We start from the raw sequence: 25,449 nt of genomic DNA on the forward strand, positions 1-25,449 counted from the left end.
CGATGATTCCAATTGGTGATTGAAAAGCAGATGCCCCCTCAAGTTAGAGACAAACTACTAACTATAGGGGGCATATCATTTAATTCGTTTTCATTATCCATCTTAAGCTGTTTTTCTACCATAATCAGTGGAACATCACTAATGTCGAGAGTGGTTTTAGTAAGTTTACAAGTCTATCGGCTTACCACCTGTCACTCCATAAATCTGACCCGTGATATAACTTCCTTCATCCGAGGCCAAAAGAACATAAACGGGTGCAAGCTCTACTGGCTGTCCTGCACGGCCGAGGGGCGTATTTTGGCCAAACTCAGGAATCTCTCCTTCTAATTTCCCGTTATCTAGCTGAAGCGGCGTCCAAATCGGGCCAGGTGCAACACCATTGACACGAACACCTTTAGAAGCAAAGTACGAGGATAGGGATACCATAAAGTTGCTTATTGCACCTTTTGTCGCGGCATAATCCATTAAAGATGAGGATGGATCGAAAGATTGAACCGATGTGGTGGTGATAATTGCACTTCCTGGCTCCAAATGTTCTTCAGCAGCTTTTACGGTCTCGAACATGCTGATGATGTTTACTTTGAAAGTGTCTTGCACTTGTTTAATTGTTAAGTCACTTAGGGATGGCTGTGCGATCTGTTGCGCAGCATTTAATACAAGAATGTCCAATCCGCCAAAGGCTTCTACGGTTTTTGTAACAATCTCTGTCGCTGTGCCGTCTTCTCGCAAGTCATACGGTAGCAGTAATGCTTTTCTTCCTGCTTTTTCAATTAATTCTTTAACGACGTTGGCATCTTCCTCTTCACCAGGGAAGAATTGGATGGCTACATTGGCTCCTTCACGTGCATAGGCAATAGCGGCAGCACGGCCAATCCCAGAATCGCCTCCTGTAATTAAGGCATTGCGCCCTTCTAAACGATTGTATCCTTTATATGATTCTTCTCCGCAGTCAGGTTTGGGGATCATTCCATGCTGTAGCGCTGGCGTGTTCTGTTCCTGATTTGGGAATTTTTCGGTATGAAATTTTTTACGTGGATCGGTTAGATGTGGGTTTCCCATCAGCTATCATCTCCTATTTTGATTAATTAGTGACAAACACTTTGTGTGCTTACACTGTTACATTTTGTTGAATACCCTCTGAACATTTACTTTAAACAGCATCAGATTTCTTCCGCCCTTCCACCAATGATGGAGTCATTTACATTTTCCTTACAAAAGAAAAAACACCCTATATAAGCGAGCAGACTAGTCCACTGTTGAAATGGATAGTTTGAACACTTACATTGAGTGTTTTAAGAACCTCTATAAAGTAGGTTATGAAAGATATTTAATAACGCTTTGTTTGTTTAAATTAACGCCTCAATTGCTTGAGCTACTTGCTCTTCTGTTAAATTGTGACGCACGATGTAGCGATTGCGCGCATGCTGTGTACATTCGATTGTACAGCCACCTAAATGCTTTGCTTCATTTTCTTCAGATGCGATAATTTGCTTGTTACATTCAGGATTTGCACAGTTAATGTAGCGTTCACAAGGTTCACCGTCATAGTGATCACGACCGACAATCACATGCTCTACTTGATTGATTGGCACCGTTAAACGCTCATCGAAAACGTACATTTGCCCATCCCATAATTGACCTTTCGCCACAGGATCTTTTCCATATGTTGCTACACCACCATGTAATTGACCGACATTGCCAAAGCCTTCACGTTTCATCCAACCCGAAAACTTCTCACAACGAATACCACCCGTGCAATATGTTAAAACATTTTTCCCTTCAAAGAGCTCACGGTTTGCACGGACCCATTCTGGTGTATCACGGAAATTTTTTACCTCTGGTCGAATCGCGCCACGAAAATGGCCGACATCGTATTCATACGTGTTACGCACATCTAATACTACTGTATTTTCATCTTGCATTTCAGCAAGGAATTGTTCTGGTGACAGGTAGCGACCTGTTAATTCATGTGGGTTGACGTCTTCTTCTAAGCCTAAGTTGACTAACTCAGGACGTGGGCGAACGTGCATTTTTTTGAATGCATGTCCTTCTGCCGCATCAATTTTAAAGACAATGCCTTCGAATAATGGGTCTGCTTGCATGTTTGCCATATATTGCTCTGTTTGCTCAATCGTCCCCGAAACAGTCCCGTTAATGCCCTCATTGGCTACTAAAATACGACCTTTTAAACCGATTTCTTTACACATTTCTAAGTGCGTTGCTGAAAACGTCTCTGGGTCTTCAATCTTCGTGTAATGGTAATATAATAAAACTCGATAATCCATTGTTTTCCACCTATCATTTCAATATTTGCAGGATATTCCTGATAGTGTCTTTTACGACCTATTAACCATAAAGGATAATCCGTTAATATGCTATCGGTAATTAGACTGAAATGAGTAGAAATAATTTTCCATATGCCGCTAGATAAAAAAAGACACATTCATTCGTTAAACAAATTTTATATTTTTCTTCACCGCATTTTCTACTAAAGCATAGAGTAAACTCGCAATACCAAAAATAAGCATCGAATTGATAATACTTAAATTATATTCTTCTATAAATCGCGAATCATAAATGATTACGAAAGAAAAAGCCCCTATTGCCCCACCAAATAAAGTGAAGGTAACCACTTTGAACAGCCAATTTTTCATAAAATGACTCACAATAAATGTTAACGGTAAAAACGAAATCGGATAGAGAATAAAAGCAAAAGAGCTCATTAAGAACATATAACCAACGCCTAAATCACGAAATCCCGTCATATATTCTGATGTCCTGATTTTTCTTCCTTCTAAAACTTCTAAGCCAAATCCAGCTAAGGCAAACAGCACTATAAAAGGTATCCACATGATTAAACAATGATAGAAAGTTTTCATTCTTATCCTTCCCCTTATAAATTTTTACTATTGGTACAATTCAACCTCTTAATAGATCCAACGAAAATCATGGAAGAAAGTTACAATGCTTCTCACCTGACAAAAGATCAAAAAAAAAGCATATTTTAGGGATTGATACGCCTAAAATATGCACCTCTCATTTCTTCTCTTTAAAACACAATCCCAATAATGATGGCTGATAGAACACTTACAAGTGAGGCACCGTATAGCAATTTTAATCCAAAGCGTGCCACTACATTGCCTTGCTTTTCATTTAACCCTTTTACGGCACCTACAATGGTACCAATTGAGCCAAAGTTAGCAAAGGATATGAGGAATACAGAGACAATCGCTGCTGTACGCTCACTGAAGCTATCTTGGATTTTAACGAAGTCCAGCATGGCAACGAATTCATTTGCCACAAGCTTTGTCGCCATGATACTCCCTGCATTCACAGCTTCATGCCAAGGTACACCCATGACAAACGCAATTGGGGCAAAGACATAGCCTAGGAAACCTTGGAATGTGATACCGAAAATGCCATTAAACACACCATTAATGAGGGCAATTAACCCAACAAAGCCTACTAACATAACCCCGACGATGATGGCTACCTTAAAACCGTCCATAATGTATTCGCCTAGCATTTCAAAAAACGTTTGCTTTTCACCTTCTTGCACTTCGATTATATCTTCCTCCGCTTGTACTTCATACGGGTTAATGATTGAGGCCACGATAAAACCACCAAACAAGTTTAATATGAGAGCTGCCACTACATACTTTGGCTCTAGCATCGTCATATAGGAGCCCACAATGGACATCGATACCGTTGACATCGCAGAAGCACATAAGGTATAAAGCCGATGCTTTGGTAAAAAGCCAATTTGATTTTTCACTGAAATGAATACTTCATTTTGCCCTACGATTGCCGCTGCAACCGCATTATAGGATTCTAGTTTTCCCATGCCATTGATTTTACTTAATACGAAACCTATATATTTAATCATAAACGGTAGAATTTTATAATGTTGCAATATGCCGATGATGGCTGACATAAATACGATTGGCATTAAAACATAGAGGAAAAATGTATGTGCACCCTCATTCGCCATCCCACCAAATACAAAATTTGTGCCTTCATTGGCATATTCAAGTAGTTTTGCAAAGCTATCAGCAAATCCTTTAATTAAAAATTCCCCAATACCTGTTTTCAGTAATAGAAACCCTAAAACAAGCTGGATAACAATCATCACAATGATTGGGCGGTATTTAATCTTTTTCTTATTATTACTTGCAAGCCATGCTAAAAATAGCACGAGTAGTAGACCTACTATCGAAATAATATAATGCATGTTGTCCCCTCCGTAACGAACAATGTTTTCAAATGCTTTTTCTTCCCATCCCATGCAATCTCTTACGCATCGATGATTGTATGAAGAGCAATGTCCACCATATCAAAAAAGGATTTTTCACTTTCCTCGTGCGTTAAGCTTTCATTTGTTAATAGTTGACTACCTACCGTCAAAATAGACAATGCCTTTACTCCATATTTTGCGGCTAACGTATAGAGGGCGGTGCTTTCCATTTCTACCCCTAAAACACCGAATTCCATAAACTTATGAAGCCTGTCTAATGTTTCGCGATAAAATTCATCTGAATTATAAATATTGCCAACAAACACATTGCCTTTTTTCCCTTGCGCTAGTTGAAACGCTTTCATTAATAAGGAAAAATCCGCAATTGGTGCGTAATTATTGCCGTAGAAAATTTTCTCCGTCAAATTGCTGTCTGAAGACACTGCTTGGGCTAGAATGATATCGCGGATTTGAATGTCCTGTTGCATCGCGCCACATGTGCCAATACGAATCAATTTTTTCACGCCATAATCGTTGACCAATTCAGTACCGTAAATACTCATCGATGGATTCCCCATGCCCGTCCCCTGCACGGAAATCGGTACACCTTTGAACATTCCTGTATACCCATACATTCCTCTTACTTCGTTATAGCAATAGACATTCTCTAAAAAATGCTCTGCTACAAATCTTGCACGTAAAGGGTCTCCAGGTAGCAAGACACGCTCAGCTATTTCTCCCTTTTTTGCTCCTAAATGTCTACTCATTTTCATTCCTCCAAAAACTTGTCATTTATCTCCAATCCAATTAGGTAACCGTTTTCATTTACCAATAAAAAATACCCATAGCCATTTCCAAAACTACTTCTTTTACAAGAAATCTGTTCAGAAACTACTATGAGTATAAGGTTTAATAAACCTGACAAACTAGACCAGATTGTTACGTTGTGTACGGGAAATAATTGACCAAATTACCGAAGTAATTCTTGACGAATATTATCTAAGTCCCTTTTGGTAGGAATCGTAGATATAATAACAACCGGCACTGTCGTCAAGGCAACGGGAAAATTACTTATGACAAAATCAATGTGATGCTGCTGCACCATCTCATCCGTTAACCCCTTCATAATAGAGGTATTAATAATCAGCTGGTCCCCAATTTCATTCTTGATTAAATTGGCGATATAATGGCGGATTGAAAATTCCTCTCCAATGACCAAGAAGGCTCGTTTACTTTTATAACGTAGCCCTGAACGAACAAGCAAGGTAAGCTTGGTTAAATGAAAGTCATTATACAGGATAGAAGGGTACGCTTTTTTCCATGTTTGCATACAGACCTGCATATCTTGGTAAATTTGCTGACATTCAATTTGAACATAGTTTGTTAAATTACTTTTTGAAATCATCAGCCATTCAGGGATGGCATTATCGATTAAAAGCTTGTCTAAAAACTCATATACCTCCAAGCTAAACCGCTCATTCATATGTAGATTAGGGTAAGCCTTTGCCAATAAGGTGAACAACTGCTTCGCCATTTGATCAATTTCTTTATTTTTATATAATTCGATTTCCTTCATTGGCGTCATGTCTGATCCTTCATAATAATGATATTAGCTTAGACTAAATAGAGATTGCATAAAAAACAATTCACGCTTTGGTAATTCAATCGAAAATTTTTCTTCCAGTGCCTGTGCAAAGTCTTTTACTGGCAAATAGAACATTCCTCTTTCCCAAGCGTAATCATCCTCCGTAATTTTGACATAGTTCCCCTTTCGTACTCTTTCCAAGACAATCGCCACTAAAAAGGATAATTTCCTTTTGGAGTTAATAAAATAAACAATGCTTTGCTCATGCTCTATTTGCGTGATGCATTGATTGATAAAATCAAAGTCACTATTGGTAAATGGCCATCCTGTATACTCATAGGCATCACCATATAATTTCCAATAAAAATAGCGGATATTCAATTCATTTCCCTTTACGGCGGGCGTCGAGTATGTAATGCGTAGCTTATACGGCTTCAAATCATGATTATTTAGTTGCGTAATCAGCTTCTTCAACGAGGAAGTGCTCATAAACATCGCCTCTGCTAGCTCCTCCATCGAATAAGGTTGCCCATTGATAAACAATAAGTGCATGAAGCGATAGAAGATGGTTTGCCTGAACATGCTCGAAAGCACTTCACTAACGGTTGTACTTCGCCCATCTCGTTGTAGAAAAATTCCCTTTCCTCTAGATACGTCAATCGTCATTGCTGCTGGTAATTGCCGATTGATCTCTTCTACGAGCTTCCGTATGGTCTTATCTGAAATATGTAAGCTTTTTTCAACCTCCCCTAAAGTAAACCATCTTTGTTCAGAATCTAGTAACAGTAATAATTGACTAGCTAATTTGAATTCCTTATCCACGTTCTCACCCTATCCATCATTCACAAAAAGGAACATACACTGGTAGCTGTATGTCCCTTTTTGCGTTTATTTCATATACGTATTCAAAACTTTTTCGATGTCCGTATTAAGCTTGTTGATATCAACTGCTGGCACGGGCTGATTGACAAGCTGATATTTTTCTTTTAGTTTTAGGATTCTTTGGACACTTTCATTGATGCGTTCCTCTGTTATTTCCCCATTGCTGACGGCTACCTTCACCGCTTCTATCGCTGCTGTAATATTGGCATATTCATGAGCGATTAAAATAATATCACTACCAGCCTTGATTGAATCGACAGCTGCTTGCCCGATCGCATAATGATTCGTGATGGCCTTCATCGTCATATCATCAGTCATCACAACACCGTCAAAGCCCAGTTGCTTTCTTAGCATACCCGTGATAATTTCCTTCGACATGGAGGAAGGATACTGTGGATCAATTTTTGGCAATAAAATATGTGCGACCATGACGACATCTGCACCATTGTTAATGGCCTCTTTAAATGGGACAAGCTCTAGCTGATTCAAGTCGTTCAAGCTTTTTGTCACCTTTGGCAATTCTAAGTGGGAATCCACAGATGTGTCACCATGCCCAGGGAAATGCTTCACGACAGGAATAACCTGCTCCGACTCCAGACCCTTCATTGTTTGAATGCCCAATTTGCTGACGATAGCTGGATCATTGGAAAACGAACGATCCCCGATAATTGGATTATTCGGATTGCTATTTACATCTAATACAGGCGCAAAGTCCAGATTGAAGCCAAATGCCTTTAATTGCTCCCCTAATAATTGGCCTACTTCAAATGAAAACTTGGATTGGTTAATGTCCCCAATTTTTCGGTTCGTTGGGAAATTTTTTAAAGCGCCTGGTAATCTGACTACTTTGCCACCCTCTTGGTCAGTGCCAAGGAAAAGTGGTAGCTGATTATTCGAATTGGCAGCCATTAAGTCATTCATCAATGTGACCGTTTGCTGGGGTGTTTCAAGATTATTGCCATAAAGAATTAAACCACCTACTTTAGCCTTTTGAATAAGGCTTATTGTCTCCTGCTGAAGCGTCGTACCTGAAACACCTGCAAACATCATTTGACCGATTTTCTCGTCCAATGTCATTTGTTCCACCGTATCTGGCGCTTGTGGCTTCAGTTCCGTATAGACCGAAATATGATGAACAGTAGGATTGGCATCACTGTCAATCGGTTTCGGTAAAATCCACTTTAATTGATAGCTGGCATTTACTTGGTAGACAAGAATAATTTGATCGGTTGAAGGATCCTGATAGTAACGAACTTCATCAGGTTCACCCAACTTATTTTTAATATCTGCTAAACGAATGCTTTTGATATTCTCTTTCGATGAACGGATATCGAAGGCCAGTGAACCTCGATAACCAATCGTCACATCCTCGTAATTTTCATATTGTCCATTGGCGGATTCAGTAACCTGCTGCGGTTCTCCCCATTGCTCACGAACCGCTTGTTGTTCTGTATCTCCTGCTGCAAATGGCACATCAGGTACTTTTCCTTCTCGCGCGAATTGAGCAATATCCTGAATGAGGACCTCTATATTGTCTGAACCACCTTCCTGTTCGGACGCATCCTCTTGAACGGGCGTTGTCTCAGGATTTCTAGTCGGTAGTGTGACTGGCCTCACTTTCATGCCGATAAAAAAGGCTAGACCCATTAACATCAGCACAAGAACTAGCAGCACACCACGTCTTCTTTTATGCATGTAAAAACCTCCTTCACCAAGCCATTTGGCGACATCGAAACAAATCTATCAACTAACGTTATCATAACTGCCACCTGAATTCAAAGCTCACGCTGTGAACAGAATCGCAGCCTTCAATAGAAAATATTATCGTAAGCTAGCAAAAATGCAAAAGAAGATGTTAAAATATTCACATAAAGGGGGATATAACACATGGGGAAATTAAGTAAAAGAAATATACTGTGGATTGTGCCAATCGGTATCTTAGCGGTATTTTGGTACTTCTATGGTCCACAAAAGGATATTACAGACAATGAATATATTACATACGTAAAAAACTATTCCTATGAAAATAGCGCAAAAACTTTGGAGAGTGCCTTTGCCTCTGCCTGTGAAAATCCATATTGGGTCTATTTTGAAACACAAAAGGGACAGGATGTTGTAGAGTTTGAGGGTGATTGCACGGTTAACAATGAAGTAGCCAAGGTCAATGTACAGTTTCTGGTAGACAACGACATCACAAGTGTTCAATCAGGTGCAATGCTTGTCGATAGTAAAATGCAGGAAGAAGCAGACCGCGATGAATTTTTGCTAGCACTTGCTAAATAATCCCTTATAGTGATGCTATAAGGGTTTTCTCTGGGAAAGCGGATAAAATGTGCAAAGTAGTGGATAGCAACCCTAAAGTGATGGATAGAAAGTTAAAAGTGGCGGATAGATCCTGTAAATTGACGGATAACTCTGAGAAAGCGGAGTAAGATTTTGATGCTGCAATCGAATAAAAATGGAGAGGTTTGATCCTCTCCAGAAGGTGGTTATTATTTTTTCTTGGCGATCCAAATCGTCCATCGATCCTTTTCAATGATGGAACCTTCAGTGGTAATTGCATTCCTTATATGCTCAAGAAGGGACGATAATTGGATGTCATTTAACTCATGTAATAGACTACGCCCCACTCTACCTTGTAAATCAGCCAATAATTGCTCCTTATTGGCATAGACCTGTCTCGTCTCCCATAGTTTGAGTTCACTAATTTCTTGAAAGCCTACTTCTTGTAAGCTTTCTGTCACCAACTGACTAGTGTGTCTGCGCTCTACTTCCTTTTGAATAAGCGAAGGAAAACTTTCAAAGAAATAGCCCCTTATATGATGAGCATCCCCTGGAAGTAAGCAATCCTCTGGGGTGCGATCCTGTACGATAAAATAACCGCCTTGCTGTAAAAGCCGAAATGCCTCTTGAAAGCATGCTTTGACATCTTGCATATGATGAATTAAGGCTCTTTCAAGCACGATATCAAAAGTATCCCCTGCAAGCCCTGTATTGAAAGCATTTCCTTGCACAAATGTGATTTGCGGATATGCTCGACAATTTTCTTTCGCTCCGTCTAGCATGGCTAGTGAAAAGTCTACACCTGTTACAGATGCCACCCCCATATCGACAAGTGCCTTGGCATAAATCCCTCCGCCACAGCCGATATCTACTGCCCTTCCCATACTATGAAAAGGAATATGTTTCGCTAACGCTGCCTTCCATGAGCTATCTGCCTGTCTAGTTGTATAAGACGTACGATGTTGCTGATTATGAAAATCAATCCCCATTCTCTTCACCTTCCCCTTTTATTTTAGTGTACTAGTAGATCACCCATAAGAAAAATCTATAATTATTATAAAAATACATAAGCTTACCTTATCAAATGAAAAACCCATGCTGGGATATGCATGGGTTGAGCTACCATTAACTATTTCTAGTAGGATGGGAGGACTTTAATATGGTCCGTTCAATTATTCTAATTTCGTTATTTAGTTTTGTAATCGCCGCTTCAATTTGTTGATAGCGCTCCATCCGCTTGACCTTCTCTGTTGGAAGGGAATCCTTTAAAGCAGCCTGTCCCGCGTATAAGCTTGACAGTAAATCTAGCTTTTGAAAATAAGCTGTGCTATATTGCTCCATAACACCCAGCCCCTCATCTGTTACTTTTTTACACGAACTTATGAATTGTTGTTCATATAAGAACTATAACCGAAAAAAGCAGCCTCAAAACTCCATCTAAATTATTATTTATTATCCATTTCCAAGTAAATGATTATTCTATAAAAGCGCTAAAGCTACGTTATTCATCTTTTTTTAACAAAGAATAGATAAATGTATCATGTGCTTGTCCCTTTTGATACATATAGTCCCTCAATATGCCTTCCTGTTGGAATCCAAGCTGAATTAACAGCTTGGAAGATGCCTCATTCTCTAAAAAAACAACGGCTCCAATCCGGTTTAAGTTCATATCCCCAAAACCATATGCAATTACTTTCTGCACAGCTTCTTTTGTATAACCCTGCCGCCAGTAATCAGGATGAATTTCATAGCCAATTTCTGCTCGTTGATGTGCCGCCGACCATAAATGGAAGCCAACTGTACCAATCACTTCATTCGAATCTTTTCGTTCAATTCCCCAACGAATCCCACGCTTTTCCTCAAAATTTTTAGCAAATTGCTTAATTAACTGCTCAGCCTGCTGTGTGTCAGCAAAAGGCTCCTGCCCATAATAGCGTGTTAAAGCCTCATTGGAAAAGCAACGAAAAATCGCAGGAACATCCTCCTCTGTGAGTTCTCTTAACCTAAGTCTTGCTGTTTCTAATTCTGGAAACATGCTGTTCCCCTCCTCTACCATCCATATCATTCTCTACTCTTCCTTCAAAATCCTTTTTTGACAATACAAACGTGCAAACCCCAAAGTAGGCTTGCACGTTTGATTATCCGAAGGCTTGTGCTGCTAGAGCATATAATGTTTGATTTCTTGGAGGTATTTTTTTGGCATTACGGATCATGATAGGTGGTGTGGCAGCCATCGTAAAGCCACTTTGTTGTAAAATTGGACCAAGCTCCTTTTGAACAGATGGGCAGTCGATACGTAATTTTCCCTGATAGCCCTTAGCCAATTCATTGATAATATGATGTGCTATTTCTTTACTTGGCGCGACGATTGGTCCTAAAAGTAGATAAATTGGCCCCGCGATTGTTAAGCCATAGCCAATCATTTGGTTGTCTTGATTTTTGACAACAACACAGCGCTGTGACTGCTGTATTCTTTTACGCAAAAAGATTCTTCTACTATCCCCAAAGGCTGCTGCGTCAAGTTTGGCCAGCTGTTCAAAATCCTGTTCTTGAAATTCTTTGATGGTGCCTAAAAAATCGGCTTCGCTGGTCGTCTCAACATATTTGTCTGCCAAATATTTATGTACATGCTCAGCAGTTGTGAAGCCCATTTTTTGATATAAAGGTTGTCCTTCTTTTGTAGCTACGAGCATAATCGCTGTTTCCGCTGAAACACTATCGATACAGGCTTGTGTAACGATTCTACCTAAGCCAAAACCTCTGCATTGCTCATGCACAATCACCATGCCAATGGAAGCTACATTTGTGTCGTAGGGAATAATGGCTGCACTGGAAACAATTTTTCCTTCCATATTTTTATGTCCAACTATTCTACCTGCTGCCATAATCGTTTCAATTTCGTAGGCATCGTAATCCCATCCAACGGAAGCTGATAGCTCGATTAATCCCTGAATATCACTAGAAGTAAATAAAGTTAGATCAAAATTCAATTAGATACACCCTCTCAAAAGAACATATGTTCCATTTTACAAAATCCCCCTTCCATATACAAGCAATATCTCTTAGCTTTAGCAATTATTACTATATAATTATTGTAAAATAGCCTATAATAGTTGCTAGACTATGCACTCCTACTTCAAGCATATAAAGGTGATTTCAACATGACATCCTATGAACGTATTCTTATAATGGTCCCGCCGTTTCCCTAGCTACGCAATCTACTTGTAACTAACAAAGTAGAATTTTGCTTGTAGGAGGGCAATATGTTGAAAAAACAGGCAGTACCATCTTTATTATTAATGATTGTTCTTGTGGCTTTTCCACAAATTAGTGAAACAATATACACACCATCACTTCCGGATATTGCCGCTGCACTTGATGTAGCCAATAGCTCTGTCCAATTAACATTAAGTATCTATTTTATTGGCTTTGCGTTCGGCGTTTTCTGCTGGGGATGGATTTCTGATTTTATTGGCCGTAGACCTGCCATGCTAGGTGGTTTAATTTTTTATGGAATAGGTAGCCTACTCTGCTTTTACGCAGAGACAATCCCTTTTCTATTAGCAAGTCGATTGCTACAAGCATTCGGCGCTGCAACTGGCTCCATTATTACGCAAACCATTTTGCGTGAAAGTGTGACGGGAAGTCAACGCCATGCTATGTTTGCTCAAATTTCAGCCGTCATTGCCTTTACCCCAGCTATAGGGCCGTTAATTGGTGGTTGGGTGGATCAAGCACTGGGCTTTCGAGCCGTGTTTTTTGTCCTTGTCATCATGAGTATCCTGTTGTTTATCTATGCTTATTGCAGACTTCCAGAAACAACCAATCCTGCAACAAGACAAAGAACAGCGATTTGGCCTGTCGTCAAACGCATTTTTGCTTCACCCATCGTGCTTGTCTATGGGCTACTAATAGGAGGCATTAATGGTGTTCTATTTAGCTACTATGCCGAAGCACCCTTTATATTCATCGAGCATTTCCAGCTGTCACCTGGCCTGTACGGATTTCTTGGCATTATCGTTGCCCTTGCTTCCATAATTGGGGCTATGATTTCAAAGCGACTCGTCATCAGCCATTCGCCACAAAAAATCATCCATGTTGGCTGTTTGGTAATGCTTGGTGGCACTTTGCTTTTGACCATCGTTTGTACCCTGCCATTGCACGCGAGCATGATGGCCATTGGTATGCTGATTACTATTTTTATCACACTGCTAGGCTCGGGCATCGCACTTCCTAATTGCTTAAGTTTAGCGTTAGTAGATTTTCAGGATGTGATTGGCACAGCAGGCGCTATCTTTAGTCTCGGCTATTACTTACTCGTCAGTGCCATCACATCTGGTATGAGCTTACTGCATAACGGTTCTTTACTGACAATGCCACTTTATTTCTTAGGTCTATCCTTGATAATGTGGCTTTGCGGGAGAAAGTTTATTCGATAATGGAAGAAAGCGGGCTTCCAATCGCTATCGCTTTTAGATAGATGAAAGACTAGAACAAAACCTCTTCTCCGAATAGAAAAAGTGGGTGAAATTTTACTCTTCGTAAAATTTCACCCACTTTGATTATAGGATAGCCTAGCTCTAAATTTTTCCCACTGGCACCTATTGAATTTTCTCACTCAAAGTGTAAATACTTAATGACAAAGATTGAACTATGTCAGTAGGCATCGTGCAGTGATCTAACTATCTCCTGATGCATAAAACTGATATAATAGATATACCATTAAAGTGAGGGGTGTTATTTATGAAAGGAAATTCATCCTTAGAACGTAAAAAGCAAGTGCAATTCGCAGTTGGTATGGCTGCCATTGACGGTGGAAAACCGAGCGCATTTACACAGAACCTCTTAAACCAATATGAAAATGGTCAAGTATCATCCAGCCAATTGAAACAAGCGATTGTTGAAAAATATACAAGGGCTTCACAGTAGTTTATGGATCCATATATTTATCCTAATACAAATGTCTTAATCAACAAATTAAATATTCGAGATGAACAACAATTGATTGACGTTGAAGCACAACTGTTAATCGCTGGGATTATAGATATTTCTTCTATCACGCATGAGATTGACTTCCAAAAATATAAAAGTCTCCAAAAGATTCATCACTTCCTTTTTCATGAGCTATATTTATGGGCAGGAGAATTCCGCACAGTCAATATTTATAAAAGCGAACATGTTTTAAGTGGATTATCTGTTGCTTATAGTGATAAAGATCACATTGTATCTGATTTAAAAACTATTTTCAGTTGGTCTAAATCTAAGCAATGGAAGTATTCTAATCCTCTCCTTGTTGAGGACTTTTCTTCATTTATGACAAAACTTTGGCGTGTTCATCCTTTCCGAGAAGGAAATACACGAACGGTATCGATTTTCATGAAGCTTTTTGCTGAAGCAAATAGGCTAGACTTCAATGCTCAATTGCTCTCACAGTATGCAGGATATTTACGAAATGCACTAGTTCTTGCAGCAGTAGAAGAAGCTCCGGAACCACAATATTTATTGAAGATGATGACAGATGCTCTGGATGTAGCTGATTTCAATAAATTCAAGGCTGACGATGAAACGTCTAATTATCAAGTAATTGGGCGTTATGATGTTTCCAAGTATAAAGAAAAGCCCTTTGAAACGGATTAAGGAATGATTTATTTACAGATTTAATACGCTAAAAAGGATGGTGATTTGTAATTGAATCATCATCCTTTATATATATATTTCGCAAATGGGATCAATTAATTCATTTAAAACCTTTTACTCTTAGAAAAATCACCTCCTAATTGAAATTTAGTTTTTAACCCCATATTCAATCGAAGGTGTATTTTTTTATTTGTCTATACTGTTGAGGTCAGTCCTCAACATCAATTTTCCACTTTTTATACACCTACTAGTTTTTTCTAGCTGCTTCTCCTATCCTTGAAAATAATAATCCAACACTTCCTGTGGGGTATGAAAAACTTTGTTGCTTTGCGTTTTATAAAGAAATTTGGGATTCGTACAGGCTTTCTCTAGACTTTTTGCTTGCTTTAGCTTATCCGTCATTTGCTCAATAATATCTGTGTAGCCATCGAGCTGGTTTGAAATTTTCGGTAGCATCGTTGGTGAGATATCGAGTACAATAGAGACTTGATCCTCAGCATAACTATTTAAATTGATAAAAAAGCATTCTTCCAAATGCTTTGAATGTTTATCTACATTAATGACAGCCTCTTGATAATTGGCGATTAACCCTGTTGATGTATTCGTAATTGTAAAGCCTTGTTGTGTCAAATGCTGTTCAACCAGCTTTAAAAACTGCTCGACCTCTGCATCTAGCTTTGGTGTAACAGTTGATTGAATTAAATCATTACATTTCTGATAAATGGTATCAATTTCGGTCTGTTTTTCGACAAGTAATTTAAAATTGGACATTGAATACACGCTTCATCTCCCCTTTTTACTAAGGTAGACATTCATGAAGCGTTTTAGTCATGATCACGAAAAATAACAATTAAAAGGAGAAGTCCATGATTAGAAATTCTGTCAAAGCCATCATCATCGTGGATGGGAAACTATTGCTAACAAAAAATCAAGATATAGAGGGCTACTTTTACCTTTGTCCAGGTGGTGGACAGGAGCATGGAGAGACCTTTCACAAGACGTTGCAAAGGGAATGCCTGGAGGAAATTGGCTCCTCCGTTCACATTGGAGAGCTGTTATTTATCCGTGAATACATCGGACAAAATCATGAGCATGCCGCCTTTGACGCTGATGTACATCAGGTAGAATATTATTTTCTCTGTCAGCTAAATGCGCAAACTTGTCAACCAACGAATCCTGATAGTCTTCAAATTGGGACACAATGGATACCGATTGAAAAGCTTCATACATATAGACTTTACCCCAAAGCGCTTACCCAACCATTAAAGAAATTTATACGAGGACAACAAACAACAATCTATTTGGGCGATGTCAATTAAAACAGGCTGTCTATCTCCTTAGACAGCCTATTCTTAAGGAAGCACTTTCACCATCGTATAGTAGCTACTGCCTGGTGGATAATCTTTAATTTCTCCCACTACTTGATAGCCATGTGCCTCATAAAAGGTACGCGCTTGAAACTCGTAGGTTGTCAGTAGGGCTTTTGTTGCCCCCATGTCCTTGGCTACTAACTCTGCCTGTGCTAAGAGCTTTGTGCCAATTCCCTTTCCACGATATTCTTCACTAAACCAAAATTTATGTATTTCTATCCATCCCCAGTAGACTTCAGCTGTTATACCACCTATCCATTGCTGCTGTTGATCTGTGACGATTAACTGTAAAGGAAGAACCGCACCCTTCTTTCTACTTTCGCGATGATAAGGAGATTGCTCATTATTATAGGCACGAATTTTTTCGCTTAAAAAATTTGTAAAATCCTCATGGTGTCCCCGTAAAACCTCTACTTGATATTCCATCTCGATCCTCCTATTCCTGGTAACGCTTTATCAGCTTGTCTTGATGAGCTGCAAATATTTCTTCTAATGGAATATCGTACTGATTGGCAATCACTATAAGATTTCCTAAGACATCCCCTAGCTCTTCAATTAGCTCCTGCTTATTTTCTTCAAAGGATGGTGTTTTTTCATCTGGTCGATCTCTACCAATCTCGATTGCTCGAATCGCCCTGGCTACCTCACCTGTTTCTTCTGCCAAGAAGCCAATACGTGTAAAAATATTAAGCTCTGACCAGCCACGTGCTTCATAGTAATCCTTTACCCAGCGTTGAAATTCATTTAGTTCCAATTCAGTTTCCTCCATTTCCTTCCTCTTCAAAATAAATTATACTATAAAAGAATTCGATCAGATATGGAGGAAATCAGCTATGAAAAGTATTGCCGTATTTTGCGGATCCAGTCTAGGCGCTTCCGATGCTTATCGTCAAGGAGCGATTTTACTAGGAAAAGAATTAGCCAAAAGACAAATTACTCTTATTTATGGTGGTGCTTCTGTAGGCATCATGGCAACAGTAGCGAATACAGTGCTAGAAGAAGGCGGCAAGGTCATTGGGGTGATTCCGACATTATTAGAAGAACGTGAAATTGCGCATCAACAGCTGACAGAGCTGATTGTTGTAAAGACAATGCATGAACGTAAAAGTAAAATGATGGAATTAGCAGATGGCTTTATTGCCCTTCCTGGTGGACCTGGAACATTAGAGGAATTTTTTGAAGTATTTACGTGGAATCAAATCGGGCTGCTTCAAAAACCTTGTGCTATTTTCAATATGGAAAACTATTTTGATTTATTAATATCTTTCTTTGACCATATGCAAAATGAACAATTTTTAAAAGCACAATATCGTGATGCACTTATTGTTGATGAGGACGCAGCAGCACTATTAGATAAATGTGAAAGCTTTGTTCCTCCAGCTGTGAAAACTTATGAATTAAGCAAATAATAAAATGGTGAGGGTGGACCTAATTGGACTATCCTCACCTTTTTCATAATTCTGCTTTCTTTTCCCGCCTTTTCACTGCTACCACAGCAATCAATACCATCCCAAGCTTCACCAGCCCAATAATGGCATACAGACTAAATGAAAGAATCGCTGGTAATAATACCAGCCACCACGACCATGTAATGACATTTGTTAGCTTTAATACGACAAAGACAATGGTCAACACTTCTGCAATGCCCATCATTTCACCACCTTACAGCCCATCCTTGACTATATAGTAACTATATATCTTACGATAAGGAACATTACAGGAAAAATTTTCACTACTTTTTCTAAATCATACAACAGGAGGCAGTAAGATGACGAATATTTTTGTAAAAAGTGAGTTTGCTCCTTTAAAACGAGTTGTCATGGCGCAATCGGAATTTGCTTTTCCAGCTAAGGAGGCTCCAACAGATGATGAATTTTTAACAGAAGAAACACTAGCACTTTATGCAAGCGTAGATACACTCGGTAAAAATTTTAAAGATGTCTTTCCAGAAAGACAGCAGCAATGGGAATTGGAACGAGCAAATTTAAAAAAAGTATTAGAAAAATACGGGGTAGAAGTACAAGTACCAAGACGTTTAACAGACTATGAAAAAGAAGTAGGAAAAGAAGATGGCTATAGCAATTTCTTCGTTCGCGATCCCTTTTTCACTATCGGCCATTTCTTAATCGAGGGCTCCCTTCGATTCCCACATAGACGCAACGAAATTTTGCCAGTACGTAATCTTTTAGCACAGGAAGCAAATGAAAATCAATGTTTCTATGTCTCCATTCCAAAGCCTGATATGGCAGATGGTTTAGATTCTGAAGCTGGCCCGTTTTTAGAGGGCGGCGATGTGTTAGTGTTAGATAAAACAGTTTTCGTCGGGAATTCAGGACTAGCCTCCAATAAAAATGGTGTGCAGTGGCTGCGTAATTTAGCAAGTAACTTTGATTATACGGTGGTCGAAGTGCCGCTTCATCCAACCATTCTTCATCTCGACTGTGCGCTTAGCCTCGTTAGAGAGGGTCTAATGATTGTCTGCGAGGAAGCACTCATTGATGGTATTCCCAAACAACTAAAAGATTGGGATAAAATTCACGTTTCCCTAGAGAATGCCGCAAAACTTGCTACTAACGGCTTACCTATTAATGAAGAAGTCTACATTACAGACAAAGAATTTACATGGATTGGCGAGCAACTAGCGAAGAGAGGTATCACCGTAGAATATGTTGATTTTACGATTTCTCGAAGCTTTGGCGGTTCTTTTAGATGTAGTACACAACCCCTATTACGCACGGATCTCTAGAAATTATCTCTCCCCTCTAAAAAATAGTATGAATAATGAGCAACCTGAAATGGCACATTATTTGTAGGAGGTGGACAAGAAATGTCTAGAATTATTGGTGTGGAACAATCATTAACGAATATCGAAGATGCTTTAAAAGCACAAGGCTTTGAAGTCATCCAGCTTCGCAATGAAGAGGATGCGAAAAAATGTGATGCTTGTATTATTACAGGTCAGGATCGCGATGTCATGGGAATTAGTGATCCAGTTATGGAAGGTCCTGTGATTGATGCGAATGGACTATCGGCAAACGAGGTCGTTGAACGCGTCCAAAAATATTTCCACTAAAATCATTAGTGCTGTCTCTACGTCATTTTGACGAGAGCAGCACTTTCCTACATACAAATGGGCTCTACTTATAATACCTTGCGTTCTTGTACAAACTAATATACACGAACTTCAAAAAGTAGGGAGATATATGAGCCAAAAACAAATTGCGATTGTTATTTTAATGCTGACGACTACACTACTGCTATCAGGCTGTTGGGATGTAACAGAGCCGCAACGCATGTATTACGTACAAGGTGTGGGGGTTGACTACAAGGATAATGAATATACAGCATACTTACAAATTATCAACTTTGCTAACGTAGCGAAAACAGAATCAGCTAACCCTAATGCAGCGCCTACCGAAATTGGTCAAGCGAAGGGTAAGACAATAGAAGAAGCCATTTACAAATTGTATCGTTCAATGGACCAAGAAGTATTTTGGGGACATATGACCTTTCTTCTCTTCTCAGAGAGTGCCATGAAAGCTGAACATGCGATTGCGGTTATTGATACTTTTCTACGCTTTCGAGAGACAAGATATCATATTTGGGTTTACTGTACCCAAGATCCTATCGAGGATGTTTTATTAGTTTCTCCATTGTTAGAGAAATCACCAACTGCCGCCAAATTAAGTAATCCTAAAAATACAGCGAAGCAGGAGTCATTTGTAGAGCCTGTCAATTTAAGACAGCTCGTTATTGGTTTAAATGAGCCCAACCACGAAATGAAAATTCCTTACGTAACCGTTAACGAAAACTGGGAGACAATGGATGGCTCAAAAACTGCAACCGTTTTTGCAGGTGTCGGTATACTTTCAAAGGATAGTTTTAAAGGCTATATAAAAGGCAAATCCGCACGTGGAATCGAGTGGATGAATGATGAAACAAAGCAAGGCGAAATTACCGTCGAATTAGAAAATAATGAAAAAAGTGATTACTTAACTGTCGATATTAAAAAGCTTGATGTAAAAGTCAAGCCAATTGTCAAAGGTAATGACGTAACATTTGAAATAAATTTAAAATTCGATACGATTTTAAATGGTTTTAAAGGGAGGCTAACACCCAATCAGGTAAGAAAAAAAGTAGAAAAAGCCGTCAAGGAAGAAATCCTAACTACCTTTGAGGAAGGACTAAAAATGGATGCGGATGTCTTTCGTCTATCCGAATATCTCTATCGTAGTAATGTAAAGGCTTGGAAGAGATTAGAGAAGGATGGCAAAATTCCTCTAAGCAAAGATTCCATCAGTAAAATCGATATTCATATTAATAAAGTAAGCCCTGGCCGTAAAACATTTGCAGAAACGATTACCGAATAATAGGTAGAGACCATCCAAAATAGCATGGTCTCTTTCTTATGGCCATCTTGTCATGCTATAGTAATGGAAAAGATGAGGAAACGTTAAACAGACAGGAGATCGAGACGATGATAAAAGGCTTTGGAGGTATATTTTGGCGAACAAAGAATCTAGATTCTGTAAAAAAGTGGTATAGCGAAACCTTGATGCTAGAAATAAACGATTGGAATGGGACAATCATTAAACCCCAAGAAGGCAATGAAACGATCTTTTCTTTTTTCACTGAACAGGACAATTATTTTCCAGCAGAACAGCAAGTGATGTTAAATTTCCAAGTTCATGATGTAAACGAGATGATAAAGCATCTTGAACATCTTGATGTCCCACTCGCAAAACCTCTAGAGTGTAACGAATTTGGAAAGTTTATTTGGATTAAAGATCCAGAAGGACGACTGATTGAGCTTTGGGAAAAATAGTTTACCCTTGCGTTATATAAGTCAAAGAAAAAAGGACCAGACACTTGAGACTGGTCCTTCTTCCTATATTAATGGTTTGTTTTCTTATTAAGAATGTAATCCCGATAGACTAACAGAGCGACAAGAAGAAAGCTAAGGCTAACAAGTCGGAAAATCATTTCTATACTTATCCATTCAGCTAAAATTCCTAAGATAAATGCGCTCATACCTACTCCAACATCAAAACTGGAAAGAAAAGTGGCATTGGCTGCACCACTTTTGGCTTCACTTACTTTTTGAACAGCCCAGGTTTGTAGGCACGGCATAACGGTGCCATAGCCTCCACCAAATAAAATCGCGGCGATAATCAATGTGAAATTATTTGTAGTATAGGATAACACGATTAAAGATAGAAAACCGAAAATCGCTGACACAATAATGATCGACCATGGTCCATGCTTATCAAACCATTTCCCTGTAAAAGGACGTATTAAAGTGGAAACAATTGCGTTGATAAGAAAGAATAGAAAAATATGCTTTAATCCCTTTTGTTCACCAAAAAGAACTAAGAATGTAATAATAGCGCCAAAACCAAGCGTCGTCACAACAGTCAATACTGCTTGAAACCTTACTTCTTTTTCAAATATCGCTTCCATAAACCGAAATGGCTGCTTGTCATTTTGAATAGGTGTCGTTGCATGCACAAAGGAAAGCATTATGATCGCAAATAGGCTTAGGAAGGCTGACGACCAAATCAGCGTGTGAAAAGAAAAGGTACTGTAAATAAGGATACCGAGACTTGGGGCAACAATCGCTCCCACGGTTGTGGATACCGAGAAATAGCCCATTCCCTCTCCTAATCGAGCTTTAGGGATACTATCTACAGCCATTGTACTATTGGCTGTCGTGGATACACCCCACGCTGTTCCATGGAAAAGTCGGAGTAATAGGAAAATCCAAATCGTGTTAAGCAATGGATACAGCATTGTAATTATGAGTAAGGCTATACTTGCCACAATCGCTAGTTTTTTCCGCTTATGATCCATTAAATAGTACCCTACAAAAGGTCTTATCGTAATGGCACCTAGTGTAAATACCGTCGTCACCAAGCCTACTTGCATCGGATTGGCGTTTATGCTTAATAAATAGGCTGGTAAAATAGGCAATAACATTTCAAATCCTATAAAAATAAAAAAATTACTTATGAATAGAAAAAGAAATGATGAAGTAAAAATTGGTTGTTTTTTCATAGTAAATTCCTCGCTTCTAATTATTTTTCTAAATTAGAAGCGCTTGGAACACTGCAACATTCCTTAATTGTCTTAGTTTTTTTAGCAATTCACTCACCCTCTCTCCGTTTTATCACAACAAAAAAGACGCCATAAAACCGGCGTCTACCAATTACTTTGTATGGTTAAAAAGTCATTTTTCACACATGACTGACAAAAGCAAAAAGCTTCCGGTTACTACTTTCACTATGCTGTTTTCTTAAAAAACCACAGACTGGTCCCTTTGAGCCTAAATCATCTAATTGTAAAAATGTCTTTACCTCAATCGCCGTTCTTCTGAAAATAGTTTCCATGACTTTTTGCCTCCTCTCTCAAGATCAATTCATAGCTTACTATAATTTAATACAAGTTTACCACAAAAGCAAATACAATGTTGAACTATGTATAAGACGCAAAATATTTTCCACGCATGGACTATTTATAAAGTTCTTTCCTTGTCACCGTCTATTAATTGAACATGCACCTTGGAGGAGCCACCTCCCTCTATATGATTAGGAACATTTGTTAAATGGAGTAATTCCTTTAGATGAATAGCTTTTTCACGATTGGCCTCGATGGTCACATGATATGGCCCTGCTATATTCATAAGTGAATTCATCCGCTTATCGCCTTTAAAAAAATTCGTATCGATAAATTGTAAATCAAAGGACACAGCTTCATTGCTTCGATTATGTAGGACAATGGTACATTCCCCATTCATTAAGTCTTTTCTCACCATATCAAAACGACATTCTCCATCCCCTTTGTATGAAATGGCCATAATGCCACTAGCAAAGGTTTCTTGATACGCCATGATAAGCAAATGAGGTAAAAATGAATAAAGTAATACTACAATAACAAATGTTCGAAAATGATATTTGTTGATACTCCTAAGTAGTAAAATCATAGCAATTATAAATAAAATCGAGCCAAAGATGCCAAGTAACACGTATCCATCTTGTGTTTCGATAGGAATTGACATGAATGTAGTATGTGCCATACTTGCTTCATTGTAAGGATAAGGAAAAAACAGACACATACAAATACCCAACATAACGATTGACCCGATAAACGCCTTTTTATTGTTAACCATATGCTGCCTCCTTTCTTAGGTAATACATAATATGCACATACTAAATTTACCATATATACCCTAAACAAGGAATGAAGTCTGTGAAAAACTTCTATTTTAAAAATAGTCAATCCGTCTGTAGGCTGAGATGTAGGACCGTCTATAGGGCATTTCCAAATTTAAGGTAAATCGCTATAATTAAGCTCCCTGGGGGATTACAAGAAGAAGGAGGGTTCATATTGGGTATGAAAATATTTTGGTGGGCTGTAAATATTGTATGGCTATTGATTTTTTCTGGCATCGCCGTATTTATTGGGGCAAGAAATGTTGATGGTGCAGGGATTGTGCAAACACCTGAAGTGAAAATGGTGTCATTCATTATTTTGGGCATCATGTTTCTAATCGTTGTGCTTGTGCAATTAATTTTTCTTTACTTTATTAAAAAAAGCACAAAAGCTCACTTTACGAAAATCACATAAAAGAAGCGAGAGTCTATATTAGCACTCGCTTCTTTTTCACCTTGATGCACATAACTCCCTAAAATTACAGCCCCGACAATGCCATTTTTCTTGTGTTTGTTCAAAGTCCTCGAGGTCTACAGGCTAAAAGTTAGATTTTTGGCCTAACTTAGGGGGTGCTGTACATTTGAAATGTGGTTTTAGTATTTATTCATCAAAAAAATCACCTTTGAAAAAAGGTTTAATTCCAACTTCTCTAAATAAATATTTTATTGGATGACAATCATCGACCAGATTTTTGTTGGGAATTAAAATTTTCTCCCTAAGTTCTTGAAATATTTCCGGATTAATTTCTGGAAACCATTCTTCATAAATCATATGTTTATCCTTTTCTATCAAAATTAAATACACAACAATAATCTCAAACATATAAGGAAATTCTTGTTTAATATTTTGATAGTTATCTAACAATGAAGTTATATAATCCTCAAAATTAAAAAATTTTGTTCCTTTTTCATTGTTGTATTTTAAACGTTCCTTTTCAGGTTTAAAGACAAAAGTAGACTTATTAAACCAGTTGCCTAACATGCATGTAAAAATTAATAATGCATATTTTTTAGTTTCTTTATCATCATCATTAAAATATTTAAAATACTCATCATAAATATAGTTTTTGGCAGTGGTAAAATACCCAATTTCAATCCCAGAAATAGTTTGTTTCACATTTTGTATAATTTTATTATTTTCCATACCATAGTCACTTTCTTTAAAAATTTCCATAATATAGATTATAACACACATTTAGAATACAGGGAACATTGATACAATAATCCAATCATACTTTGAATATGACCCTGACCATGAACTCCCTTTTTGAATTGCAACCCTAACTCTTTGTCCTTCTTTAAACGAAATAAATTCTTTTGTATAACGATCTTTAACTGTAGGATCTTTTAACAGTTCGTCTGTTCCATTTATTACTTCCATTGCGATATCCATAGATTTTGCTGGATAATAAGCATATTTGAATTGTGATTTCCATTCATTGTTTACTTGAGTTTCATATTTTATTTTCCCCTTAGAAAACTTCATATGATACTCATAAATATGACAATAACCGTAATTTCTAGTTTTAGCTGCTGGCATTACAATCTTTGAACCAGAGGATGATGTTGCCACCTGATCTTTCATCGGTGACGCTGCTTTCATTGCCTCGTTCTCTTCAACAAAGTTTATTTCATCAGTTGGAATTTCGCCTTCAGGCACTTCTATAGGTTCAAAACCGTCCATTGGACTTAGAGTGTAAACACCACAGTAATCTTGTGCCTCTTTTTTTACTAACTCCGATAAAATATCATCGTTAGCTTTTGCTGTTACAGGAATTACTAATATAGTCATAAATAAAACTATCAATAATCCGCTAAATTTCTTCATTTTTCCACTCCTTTATTTTTCTGGGTACACCGCAATTGTATAATTTTACAAAATAAACTTAAATAGTATTTAATTACCTTTTATTAAATGACAAATAGTTACAATTTATAAAGTGTTAAATCACCAATTCATTGCCAAAGAACCTCCATTCTTTAATGATGAAGGTTCTTATATTGAATCATCTATTTTTTCAAATCAAGATTCTACTATAATAATATTTAATTTATAATAAAACATGACTTTAGTAGTGTTAAAAAATACAAATGAAATGAAATAAATTTTAAACCCAACCAATACTTTCTGCTGTTTTATCTATTAAAATGTTACGTTTACACAATACCTTATGACTTGAAATATAAGCTTATCGGCTATGTCCTCGCATTCATAACAGTCATCTGTATCCAGTAACGCATATCTACAAT

General features: G+C 38.0%; 32 protein-coding genes. 11 read left to right on the forward strand and 21 right to left on the reverse strand.

Going from position 1 to position 25,449, the window contains the following annotated elements; all coding sequences use genetic code 11:
• Window positions 1-165 precede the first annotated feature (165 nt).
• The 8 genes from ACMGGO_RS13205 to nagZ all read right to left on the reverse strand — a co-directional run bounded on the left by ACMGGO_RS13205 (window position 166) and on the right by nagZ (window position 8,396).
• Window positions 166-1,059, reverse strand: a complete 894-nt coding sequence (locus ACMGGO_RS13205; protein WP_054548781.1) for an SDR family oxidoreductase — start codon at window positions 1,057-1,059, stop codon at window positions 166-168.
• Between the two features lie 287 nt (window positions 1,060-1,346).
• Window positions 1,347-2,285 (reverse strand): rhodanese-related sulfurtransferase, encoded by a 939-nt coding sequence (locus ACMGGO_RS13210; protein WP_374806160.1) that lies wholly within the window; start codon window positions 2,283-2,285, stop codon window positions 1,347-1,349.
• Window positions 2,286-2,450: 165 nt separating this feature from the next.
• Window positions 2,451-2,879, reverse strand: coding sequence for a hypothetical protein (locus ACMGGO_RS13215; RefSeq protein WP_054548783.1), 429 nt, complete (start codon window positions 2,877-2,879; stop codon window positions 2,451-2,453).
• Between the two features lie 170 nt (window positions 2,880-3,049).
• Complete coding sequence (locus ACMGGO_RS13220; RefSeq protein ID WP_036081191.1) at window positions 3,050-4,231, reverse strand: NupC/NupG family nucleoside CNT transporter; 1,182 nt, start codon at window positions 4,229-4,231, stop codon at window positions 3,050-3,052.
• Window positions 4,232-4,293: 62 nt separating this feature from the next.
• The gene (gene deoD / locus ACMGGO_RS13225) at window positions 4,294-5,001 is read right to left on the reverse strand and encodes a purine-nucleoside phosphorylase (protein WP_374806161.1); all 708 of its coding nucleotides are present in this window, start codon (window positions 4,999-5,001) and stop codon (window positions 4,294-4,296) included.
• 203 nt (window positions 5,002-5,204) lie between these two features.
• On the reverse strand, window positions 5,205-5,819 hold the full coding sequence (locus tag ACMGGO_RS13230; RefSeq protein WP_374806162.1) for a hypothetical protein: 615 nt from the start codon (window positions 5,817-5,819) through the stop codon (window positions 5,205-5,207).
• A gap of 24 nt (window positions 5,820-5,843) precedes the next feature.
• On the reverse strand, window positions 5,844-6,641 hold the full coding sequence (locus tag ACMGGO_RS13235; protein WP_374806163.1) for a helix-turn-helix domain-containing protein: 798 nt from the start codon (window positions 6,639-6,641) through the stop codon (window positions 5,844-5,846).
• Between the two features lie 66 nt (window positions 6,642-6,707).
• The gene (gene nagZ, locus ACMGGO_RS13240) at window positions 6,708-8,396 is read right to left on the reverse strand and encodes a beta-N-acetylhexosaminidase (protein WP_374806164.1); all 1,689 of its coding nucleotides are present in this window, start codon (window positions 8,394-8,396) and stop codon (window positions 6,708-6,710) included.
• Between the two features lie 192 nt (window positions 8,397-8,588).
• On the opposite strand from nagZ, the gene ACMGGO_RS13245 reads away from it, so the two are divergent.
• The gene (locus ACMGGO_RS13245) at window positions 8,589-8,984 is read left to right on the forward strand and encodes a hypothetical protein (RefSeq protein ID WP_048390581.1); all 396 of its coding nucleotides are present in this window, start codon (window positions 8,589-8,591) and stop codon (window positions 8,982-8,984) included.
• Between the two features lie 209 nt (window positions 8,985-9,193).
• Here ACMGGO_RS13245 and ACMGGO_RS13250 read toward each other — a convergent pair whose 3' ends face one another.
• The 4 genes from ACMGGO_RS13250 to ACMGGO_RS13265 form a co-directional block, all read right to left on the reverse strand.
• Window positions 9,194-9,973, reverse strand: coding sequence for a class I SAM-dependent methyltransferase (locus ACMGGO_RS13250; protein WP_374806165.1), 780 nt, complete (start codon window positions 9,971-9,973; stop codon window positions 9,194-9,196).
• Between the two features lie 136 nt (window positions 9,974-10,109).
• A complete protein-coding gene (locus ACMGGO_RS13255) occupies window positions 10,110-10,325 on the reverse strand; it encodes a hypothetical protein (RefSeq protein WP_054548789.1) in 216 nt (71 codons plus the stop codon).
• Window positions 10,326-10,485: 160 nt separating this feature from the next.
• The gene (locus ACMGGO_RS13260) at window positions 10,486-11,019 is read right to left on the reverse strand and encodes a GNAT family N-acetyltransferase (protein ID WP_066037504.1); all 534 of its coding nucleotides are present in this window, start codon (window positions 11,017-11,019) and stop codon (window positions 10,486-10,488) included.
• A gap of 103 nt (window positions 11,020-11,122) precedes the next feature.
• A complete protein-coding gene (locus ACMGGO_RS13265) occupies window positions 11,123-11,974 on the reverse strand; it encodes a GNAT family N-acetyltransferase (RefSeq protein WP_420281953.1) in 852 nt (283 codons plus the stop codon).
• 276 nt (window positions 11,975-12,250) lie between these two features.
• Between ACMGGO_RS13265 and ACMGGO_RS13270 the strand changes: the two genes are divergently transcribed.
• The 3 genes from ACMGGO_RS13270 to ACMGGO_RS13280 all read left to right on the forward strand — a co-directional run bounded on the left by ACMGGO_RS13270 (window position 12,251) and on the right by ACMGGO_RS13280 (window position 14,621).
• A complete protein-coding gene (locus ACMGGO_RS13270; RefSeq protein ID WP_181574682.1) occupies window positions 12,251-13,423 on the forward strand; it encodes a multidrug effflux MFS transporter in 1,173 nt (390 codons plus the stop codon).
• 304 nt (window positions 13,424-13,727) lie between these two features.
• Window positions 13,728-13,913 (forward strand): antitoxin VbhA family protein, encoded by a 186-nt coding sequence (locus tag ACMGGO_RS13275; RefSeq protein ID WP_288580595.1) that lies wholly within the window; start codon window positions 13,728-13,730, stop codon window positions 13,911-13,913.
• A 3-nt stretch (window positions 13,914-13,916) separates the two neighbouring features.
• Window positions 13,917-14,621, forward strand: coding sequence for a Fic/DOC family protein (locus ACMGGO_RS13280; protein WP_048390571.1), 705 nt, complete (start codon window positions 13,917-13,919; stop codon window positions 14,619-14,621).
• 270 nt (window positions 14,622-14,891) lie between these two features.
• Here the strand turns inward: ACMGGO_RS13280 and ACMGGO_RS13285 are convergent, their stop codons facing one another.
• The gene (locus tag ACMGGO_RS13285) at window positions 14,892-15,392 is read right to left on the reverse strand and encodes a hypothetical protein (protein ID WP_231595564.1); all 501 of its coding nucleotides are present in this window, start codon (window positions 15,390-15,392) and stop codon (window positions 14,892-14,894) included.
• Between the two features lie 95 nt (window positions 15,393-15,487).
• Here ACMGGO_RS13285 and ACMGGO_RS13290 point away from each other — a divergent pair, with 95 nt between their 5' ends.
• Complete coding sequence (locus ACMGGO_RS13290) at window positions 15,488-15,940, forward strand: NUDIX domain-containing protein (RefSeq protein WP_288580593.1); 453 nt, start codon at window positions 15,488-15,490, stop codon at window positions 15,938-15,940.
• A gap of 33 nt (window positions 15,941-15,973) precedes the next feature.
• Here ACMGGO_RS13290 and ACMGGO_RS13295 read toward each other — a convergent pair whose 3' ends face one another.
• Entirely contained in the window at window positions 15,974-16,417 is a 444-nt protein-coding gene (locus ACMGGO_RS13295) for a GNAT family N-acetyltransferase (RefSeq protein ID WP_288580590.1), read from the reverse strand.
• A gap of 10 nt (window positions 16,418-16,427) precedes the next feature.
• A complete protein-coding gene (locus ACMGGO_RS13300; protein ID WP_054548807.1) occupies window positions 16,428-16,745 on the reverse strand; it encodes a MazG nucleotide pyrophosphohydrolase domain-containing protein in 318 nt (105 codons plus the stop codon).
• Window positions 16,746-16,824: 79 nt separating this feature from the next.
• On the opposite strand from ACMGGO_RS13300, the gene ACMGGO_RS13305 reads away from it, so the two are divergent.
• Window positions 16,825-17,400 carry a TIGR00730 family Rossman fold protein gene (locus ACMGGO_RS13305; RefSeq protein ID WP_054548794.1) on the forward strand — a complete coding sequence of 192 codons (576 nt, stop codon included), beginning with the start codon at window positions 16,825-16,827 and terminating at the stop codon, window positions 17,398-17,400.
• A gap of 43 nt (window positions 17,401-17,443) precedes the next feature.
• On the opposite strand, the gene ACMGGO_RS13310 is transcribed toward ACMGGO_RS13305, so the two are convergent.
• A complete protein-coding gene (locus ACMGGO_RS13310) occupies window positions 17,444-17,641 on the reverse strand; it encodes a transmembrane Fragile-X-F protein (protein ID WP_054548795.1) in 198 nt (65 codons plus the stop codon).
• A gap of 118 nt (window positions 17,642-17,759) precedes the next feature.
• Between ACMGGO_RS13310 and ACMGGO_RS13315 the strand changes: the two genes are divergently transcribed.
• From ACMGGO_RS13315 to ACMGGO_RS13330, 4 genes are all read left to right on the forward strand, one after another.
• Complete coding sequence (locus tag ACMGGO_RS13315; protein WP_288580581.1) at window positions 17,760-18,737, forward strand: dimethylarginine dimethylaminohydrolase family protein; 978 nt, start codon at window positions 17,760-17,762, stop codon at window positions 18,735-18,737.
• 81 nt (window positions 18,738-18,818) lie between these two features.
• The gene (locus ACMGGO_RS13320; protein WP_004228871.1) at window positions 18,819-19,064 is read left to right on the forward strand and encodes a YkuS family protein; all 246 of its coding nucleotides are present in this window, start codon (window positions 18,819-18,821) and stop codon (window positions 19,062-19,064) included.
• Window positions 19,065-19,194: 130 nt separating this feature from the next.
• On the forward strand, window positions 19,195-20,361 hold the full coding sequence (locus ACMGGO_RS13325) for a Ger(x)C family spore germination protein (RefSeq protein ID WP_288580574.1): 1,167 nt from the start codon (window positions 19,195-19,197) through the stop codon (window positions 20,359-20,361).
• Window positions 20,362-20,468: 107 nt separating this feature from the next.
• Complete coding sequence (locus ACMGGO_RS13330) at window positions 20,469-20,816, forward strand: VOC family protein (protein WP_048390551.1); 348 nt, start codon at window positions 20,469-20,471, stop codon at window positions 20,814-20,816.
• A gap of 68 nt (window positions 20,817-20,884) precedes the next feature.
• On the opposite strand, the gene ACMGGO_RS13335 is transcribed toward ACMGGO_RS13330, so the two are convergent.
• The 3 genes from ACMGGO_RS13335 to ACMGGO_RS13345 all read right to left on the reverse strand — a co-directional run bounded on the left by ACMGGO_RS13335 (window position 20,885) and on the right by ACMGGO_RS13345 (window position 23,156).
• Window positions 20,885-22,045: an MFS transporter gene (locus ACMGGO_RS13335; RefSeq protein WP_048390548.1), complete on the reverse strand. Its 1,161-nt coding sequence runs from the start codon at window positions 22,043-22,045 to the stop codon at window positions 20,885-20,887.
• 179 nt (window positions 22,046-22,224) lie between these two features.
• On the reverse strand, window positions 22,225-22,377 hold the full coding sequence (locus ACMGGO_RS13340) for a hypothetical protein (protein ID WP_167444836.1): 153 nt from the start codon (window positions 22,375-22,377) through the stop codon (window positions 22,225-22,227).
• 125 nt (window positions 22,378-22,502) lie between these two features.
• On the reverse strand, window positions 22,503-23,156 hold the full coding sequence (locus ACMGGO_RS13345; RefSeq protein ID WP_420281954.1) for a hypothetical protein: 654 nt from the start codon (window positions 23,154-23,156) through the stop codon (window positions 22,503-22,505).
• A 224-nt stretch (window positions 23,157-23,380) separates the two neighbouring features.
• Between ACMGGO_RS13345 and ACMGGO_RS13350 the strand changes: the two genes are divergently transcribed.
• A complete protein-coding gene (locus tag ACMGGO_RS13350; RefSeq protein ID WP_420282326.1) occupies window positions 23,381-23,614 on the forward strand; it encodes a DUF3923 family protein in 234 nt (77 codons plus the stop codon).
• A 186-nt stretch (window positions 23,615-23,800) separates the two neighbouring features.
• Here ACMGGO_RS13350 and ACMGGO_RS13355 read toward each other — a convergent pair whose 3' ends face one another.
• Window positions 23,801-24,343, reverse strand: coding sequence for a hypothetical protein (locus tag ACMGGO_RS13355; protein ID WP_225340902.1), 543 nt, complete (start codon window positions 24,341-24,343; stop codon window positions 23,801-23,803).
• Between the two features lie 51 nt (window positions 24,344-24,394).
• Window positions 24,395-25,027 carry a hypothetical protein gene (locus tag ACMGGO_RS13360; RefSeq protein ID WP_258859267.1) on the reverse strand — a complete coding sequence of 211 codons (633 nt, stop codon included), beginning with the start codon at window positions 25,025-25,027 and terminating at the stop codon, window positions 24,395-24,397.
• Window positions 25,028-25,449 lie beyond the last annotated feature (422 nt).

Origin of the sequence: Lysinibacillus sp. BNK-21 (assembly GCF_048684915.1) — a bacterium.
GTDB classification, from domain to species: domain Bacteria; phylum Bacillota; class Bacilli; order Bacillales_A; family Planococcaceae; genus Lysinibacillus; species Lysinibacillus capsici.